Annotated in this window: 6 protein-coding genes; all 6 read right to left on the reverse strand. The window is 42.5% G+C overall.

Annotation, left to right across the window (positions count from 1 at the left end):
- Positions 1-13: 13 nt before the first annotated feature.
- The 6 genes from JIN85_RS10495 to JIN85_RS10520 are packed head-to-tail and all read right to left on the reverse strand — an operon-like array spanning position 14 to position 6,300.
- Complete coding sequence (locus JIN85_RS10495) at positions 14-982, reverse strand: glycosyltransferase (protein WP_234047359.1); 969 nt, start codon at positions 980-982, stop codon at positions 14-16.
- Between the two features lie 33 nt (positions 983-1,015).
- Positions 1,016-1,942, reverse strand: coding sequence for a glycosyltransferase family 2 protein (locus JIN85_RS10500; RefSeq protein WP_200270386.1), 927 nt, complete (start codon positions 1,940-1,942; stop codon positions 1,016-1,018).
- Positions 1,943-1,945: 3 nt separating this feature from the next.
- Positions 1,946-3,082 (reverse strand): polysaccharide pyruvyl transferase family protein, encoded by a 1,137-nt coding sequence (locus JIN85_RS10505; protein WP_200270388.1) that lies wholly within the window; start codon positions 3,080-3,082, stop codon positions 1,946-1,948.
- Positions 3,083-3,117: 35 nt separating this feature from the next.
- On the reverse strand, positions 3,118-4,149 hold the full coding sequence (locus tag JIN85_RS10510; protein WP_200270390.1) for a nitroreductase family protein: 1,032 nt from the start codon (positions 4,147-4,149) through the stop codon (positions 3,118-3,120).
- A 3-nt stretch (positions 4,150-4,152) separates the two neighbouring features.
- Positions 4,153-5,658, reverse strand: a complete 1,506-nt coding sequence (locus JIN85_RS10515) for a lipopolysaccharide biosynthesis protein (RefSeq protein ID WP_200270392.1) — start codon at positions 5,656-5,658, stop codon at positions 4,153-4,155.
- A 39-nt stretch (positions 5,659-5,697) separates the two neighbouring features.
- Positions 5,698-6,300 (reverse strand): serine acetyltransferase, encoded by a 603-nt coding sequence (locus tag JIN85_RS10520; RefSeq protein ID WP_200270394.1) that lies wholly within the window; start codon positions 6,298-6,300, stop codon positions 5,698-5,700.
- Positions 6,301-6,508: the final 208 nt, after the last annotated feature.

Here is a 6,508-nt window from a genome sequence, read left to right on the forward strand (position 1 = left end):
CGGAAGAAGTTGTTTATGAGGAAGGATTGCTCCTTCTACTGGCTACTCGCAAGAAATAAACAATTTTCCTGAGCTGTCCAATGGACAAAATATTGCATATTTGCATAGCACGAAACAAAAGGAATAGCGATTGGTGACGGTATTCACCAATCTTCGTTGTGCATTTTGCAAACATCTCACTATTACATTCGAATGCGAGGAGACCGATTTTCTTCCATTTCAAACATTTTGCTTTATCGAGTAAAATTTTGTTATCAGGCCCTTGGTAGTGCTGCTCGATCCAACACATGGCGGCTATTCGGGATAAAATTGAACGGGGTTTGACTTTCGTGCTTATTCGTTCCCCGAGGTGTTCTCGATAACACGAATAGGAATGCGGGTTATAAACGCCACACACGCCACCTGAAATGTAACGAGCAAAGAAATCTCCATCTTGATCGGCCGATAAGCTTTCGTCCCAACCCCCGATTGCTCTTGCTCGTTTAACCTCATAAAGTATTGCTCCAGGATGTCCGAATCCATCAAGTATTGCTGACGATAACGGGTTGTTAAAATCAAACGTTTTATGCTCGCGGACTAAATTTTCGATATTATTCTCAAATAGAATGACTTTGCAATTTGAAATGATGAGATTTGTATTATCCTTTAACGCAGCTTCGTATTCCGTGGTGAGCATATTGGGCCCCAGCCAATCATCACTATCGATAAATTTTGCCCAGTCTGCCTTACAAAGTGATAGTCCTCGATTTCGGGCAGCATTTGCACCTTGATTAGTGGCTAATACCTCGGGCCTTATGCGTGCGTCCCTAGATGCTTGATCAAGTAGCCAATTTATCCCTGTTGGATCTTTTGAGCCGTCATCAACTGGAATCCATTCCCAGTTTATTTCTCCTTGATTCAAGAGACTTTGATATAGATGTTGGAGATACTCAACAGGTGTATTGTAAATCGGACTGATTATGCTGATCTGGGGTACATCCATTGCGCGTGATGAAAAATTAAAGCTCAATATGGACTAAGATTTTTGATTAGACCATTCAAATGAATCGGAACTTCGATACTGAATAAGGCGACCCCATAAAACTGTCAACTTCGTTAGATATAAAAGCAGATAACAGGAAACCTGTTGGGCGTAATTGAAGTGTAAATTATATTCTTTCTCTAACTCGTGGATTCGACTCCATTTGGTGAGCGGATTAAGAAGGGCATAAGTTTTTGGTGGGAATGCCATTTTTAAAAGATTGACCACTCGATCTGGAGGGAATCGCTCTGGATATAGCATGCTCAGGTTGCGATACCCCATCGAAATTCTTAGTTTCTTCTTAAGTAGCCCTTTCAAAGAACGGAATGGATGGTATACGATGCGAGCAAGATCCAAGGATGCCGTTGTACCGGCATCCAAAACACGACTCCCGAATTCTCGATCACCAGAGGATCTCAGTCGCTCCTCGAATCCTCCGGATTCGAGAAACAATTTCCTCGTAACAATCAAATTGGCTGTGGGGCAAAACTTTAAATTTTCAAAGTGTTCTGCTATCTGAAATTCGAAGAGTAACTGATATAGTTCTACGCTGCCGCCTTTAGGAGATGGGTGCAAAACGTTACCCGCTAGATACTCAGCTTCACTGCTATGATTTATAGCCTTCTGCAACCAATCAACTTTGAACTCTACACCTGCGTCAATGAATGCAAGGCGTTCTCCGGTTGCTCTCTCAGCACCTTTGTTTCTAGCGTGGTAAGAACCGCCGTTTTTTTGAAGCTTCAATGCTTTGACGCCATGATAACGATTTGCAACGCTTTCTACTTCATCATATGGACCGTCGATAACTACAATGACTTCTACTCCGTTCTTGTCACTACTCGGCATTTGTTGATACGACTCGAGTGTCTCGGTGAGCCCAATAGGATCCTTGCCAACCGGTATGATGATAGAAAGAATCATGAATCAGAGATTTGCGCAGGATTTGACTTTATCCCACATTCTTTGAACTTCCTTTTTCTTCTGCTGTGAGGTGGCTTTCAATTTAGCACGAACTTCTACCATATAGTCTTGGTCAGCACATCGATCAGCAATTTTTGCAGGCCAAGAAGGATCGCTGATACTGGCAATTGCGTCCTCAATCTGAAACTCATTCGCAAGCATCTCGTACTTGTGAGACCAGCTGGTTGCTACACATGGAACCCCTTGAGATAAGCTACTTACAAATCCATGAAATCTTGATGTGACCACAAATAACGAAGAACCAATAGTAGCTTTTATCACTACTGGGTCTTCTGGACATATGACATCAATATTTGCACCTACCTTAGCTTTAATGTCTTCGCACAATTTTAAATCTTTAGGGCCTTCATGGAGTAGCAGGTATGGGTTGAGGCCACGTGATAAAAGCTCTTTAGCGATGGATGCGAAAAAATCTACATAACCACCTTCATTCAGTCCGCCTTTTTCGAGCATTTTTTGGTTAGGAATCAAGCATGGTCTACCTGCGGTTTCGGGAAGTGCAAGCTCCGGTTTAGGGGTCAGGCCAATTGTCATGTCTGCGGAGATCGTGACATTTTTAGCGTCTGGCCTTATTTCTTGAAGATGTTTTAAGGACTCAGGGTCACGGGCAAATATAAGATCTGCATGATCTATAATTAGACCAATTTCATCTTTCAATTGCTGATTCTTAAATGGACCGAATGCTTGGGGCATGAGAATCACTTTTTTGCCCTCTTTTTTCCATCTTTTGATATTCCTGCCAAGGCGTCGATTGGCCTTCTGGTAGCCCCATTGATCGCCATAAGCAAAACCGGAACAATCCAATAAAACTCCAATGTCCGAATCTTTGATGATGCCGAATTTGGAGAGTAGAGTTTTCGGCATCAACTCGGTTATGCGGCCTAGTTCAAAAAATTTCTTCTCTACCCAAAATTTTTGGTAAGCTTTGAACCGAATTCTTTGTTTGTATGGGTGATAAGTTTGTAGCACCAGTGCCGCAGGATTATCAGGAACCTCAATAAGACGTTCGATTACAGACTGGAGCATTAATTCAGCACCTTTATTTGGAAATCCAATGCCTAAAACTTCTATTTTTTTCATATTATTTCAATGGTCTAAAGTTATTAAGCAACTAATCAGTTGTAGCGACACATTGCTTCGAGAGGCGATTTCTCTGAGTAAGGTATTCCACCATCAGGGTCGGGATAACCTATTGCCATGAGCATAATCGGTCTTTCCCATGGACTGAGATTCAATTGTAAATCCATTTTCCTCTCTAGCCGTTCAATGTCTGGCCAGTTGATAGGACATGATGAAAGTCCCAAGGTTTCGAGTGCGAGCATGAAGCTCATGGAAACTAAGCCGCCATCGACGTATATAACGTGGCGATCTCTTTCATCAAAATAGGCGTCGAGCTTGCCAACTAGAACAGCGAGGACAGGGACATTACTTCCGTATCCAGACATTCCCATCGGAATTTTTGATACTTCTTTACATCTGTCATCTTCCAATATCCTGAATTCGAATGGTTGGCGATTACAGGCACTCGGAGACTGTAGTGCGGCGAGTATCGCCTTGTCGATCAAATCACGCTCTACTGACTTCTCTAAAAACCACCTGACAGATCTACGTCGTTTGAAGAGCGTAAAAAGTTCTTCGTATCCGAATGGTAGTACAGGTGAGTCCGATCTTTTGAAAGGAATTGAACTAATCTGACTTGATGATGGCGATGTGATTATTTTCGTGAATTGCTCGTAAGCTTTTTCAATAGGACCTTTTTTGGTGACCGAATCAAAATAACTACCTAGGACATCCATGAACCATTTTAGTTCATTCTTTCTACTAGGATCAGTTTTATCGACAGGGTAGACAGAGGCTAGTGAGGTGATGGTTTCTCCGATATAATCAGCGGCGAATGACTCTCGTCGCGGGCGCATTATCAGGGCTTTCTCCAAGCGGTGAACATTACGCCGCAAGGTAAAGCGATGTGAATCAACATGGTCTGGTGTGAATACGTGTTGGCGCTTGCCAGAATATACCGCCTTCATCTCGCGTACGAATGAAGAATCGAAAAGAAAATAATAAAGAGCAGCTACAGGACCGTTTGATGGAAGGAGCTTTAAATAGTAAGTGGATAAAATCCTTCGAATTCTTTTGATGATCTTCATGAATTATATGGATTGAGCCTTAGGGGATGATTTACCAATAATCAATGTTAGGAAATACCGTATTTGCGATCTTGCACCTAAGCAAAGATCAATCCCGCAGATAATTAATCCGAATGCGGCTAGGCATGATGCTGACGCCCAAATCATGGGTAATCTCTCCATTATTAGTGGCTTGAATAAATATATGAATGTTGACGCTGCTAGAGTCGTTATAGTCGGGTGTATTAGAGCTACTCCTAAATCCTTCATTCCTACAGGTGCTTCATGATACGTATACATTAGATATGGAATGCGGATCAATACGAATGCAATACTCACTCCCCATGCGACACCAATTGCACCGAATGGCAATCCAATTGCCATTGCTGCAACCTGGATTGGAACAACGATCAGAGTCCATTTGACTTGGCGATTGATGGTGTTCAAGGACTGAAACACCCAGCCAGTTGTGATGTTTAAGCAGCCGATAAAGGCGGCTGGAAGAAGCGCAATAAAAAGCGGAACTGCGCCATCCCATTTAGGTCCTAGTGCCAAGCGAATGATTTCACTCGGCATTAGTGCTGAAAACGCAAAAACCGGGAACGAACAAAAAGCAACCATTCTGACCGCTTTTATATAAGATCTTCTATAGCCTTCAGGATCATTCTGCAGACGACTCAAGGCAGGAAGCATTACCTTAGTCATTGGGCCATTTATTTGGCTGATCGGTAGCATGAGTAATTGATAAGCACGAGCATAAAGCCCTAAAGGGCCAACACCCCATTTCCAACCAATTAGCAAGTTATCTGTATTTCGTGAGAAATAGTTTAAGAGATTGAATGCGAGTAAGTTCTTCCCGTAGTGCACATATGCACGAATGCTCGTTTTCTTGGAATACGATTTAGGTCTCCATGGACAAAGCCAAAAGCACACTAACGCGGCAACTAGTGTCGAGACTACCGTTTGGAACACAATCGCCCAATAACTCCAGCCTAGAATTGCTGCTCCAATCGCGGCGGACGCTGCTGCAATTGCTGCAATTATCTCCGCAATGGCGATGGCTTTAAATTCTAAATTTCTGGCCATCAATGCACGATGCTGAAGAGTAGAACCTTCAACAAACAGACTCAGACCAAGAGCTAGAGATATTTTCAATAGCCGTGGTTCTCCATAGAATAGAGCTATTAATGGAGAGCCTGCGCATACGAGTCCTGCGAGTAGGGCTGAGAGTAAAAGATTGAGCCAGAATAAGTTAGAAACTTCTTTTTCTGATATCGTTTCTCGCTGAATGGTTGCTTGTGTAAGGCCCATATCACGAAAAAGAATAATAAAATTCGTTATAATCGACACCATGGCAACCAGACCAAAGTCTGCCGGAGCTATGATCCTAGCCAGGACAAGTGTAGTTCCAAATTGGAGACCTGTTCTCGACATTTGCGAGCCCATCACCAACATTCCGCCTTGAGCAGTTTTTTTTGCTAGTTGAGTATCTTTTTTTGACTCGAAATAGCGATCACAGGTGCTACTCATATAAAATATATTCAGTAATTTTTCTAATCTGAATCTTAATTAGTTAGGCTTTGCGATGTCTGCTCCTCTCCGATTCATTGGAAAGGAGTTTTTATTGTCTGAAATTTTCTTGCTTGGTATTCCTGCGTAAGTACCAGAAGATAAGATGTCCTTCGTTACAATGCTGCTCGCACCGATGACGACATCGTCAACTATTGTTATTTTCCCAAATATTTTAGCTCCATTTGCGAGGTAAACATTATCTCCGATACTTGCAGCACCAGACTCTCTTCCGTTCATGCCAACGACTACACCTGGGTGAATCCTACAGTTCTTTCCGATTCGCGCTGTACCGTTGATAATCACATTACCTGCATGAGCTATCGATAGGCCGGGTCCTATTGTATTTGGTGTAATGTGGAAGCCTAGACATATTTCTAGCCTGAAAAGGCGATATTTCCAAATTTTCTGGCAAATTCTTTTCTTGATCGAATTTGCATCTTTTGTATTAATCCAATATTCCGTTTTTCGCAGCGCGATTTGGTATTTCCAAATCAAATCTTTTTCGGTAGTTGCGAGAATTCCAGGCTTAGATTTGTTTGGGGCAATTGCAATGCGATCAGCCTCAAGATAATATTGCAGGTCTTTTTTGTTTTTTATCATGACTGATGCGCTGATTTGAAGTATTGGATTAATATTATAAATGTAATATTTAGAATATTATATGCACTCGGCTACTATTGATGGTAACTGCCTGAGGTGACTATTCCTTAGCGACGGCGACGTGGTGGCCGTGTTGTTTGAGGAGGGCGTGGCGGCGGGCTTTGTCGAGGTCGGAGGCGACCATTTCGGCGCACATTTCCTCAACGGT

It is taken from the genome of Luteolibacter pohnpeiensis (assembly GCF_016595435.1).
Lineage (GTDB): Bacteria > Verrucomicrobiota > Verrucomicrobiia > Verrucomicrobiales > Akkermansiaceae > Luteolibacter > Luteolibacter pohnpeiensis.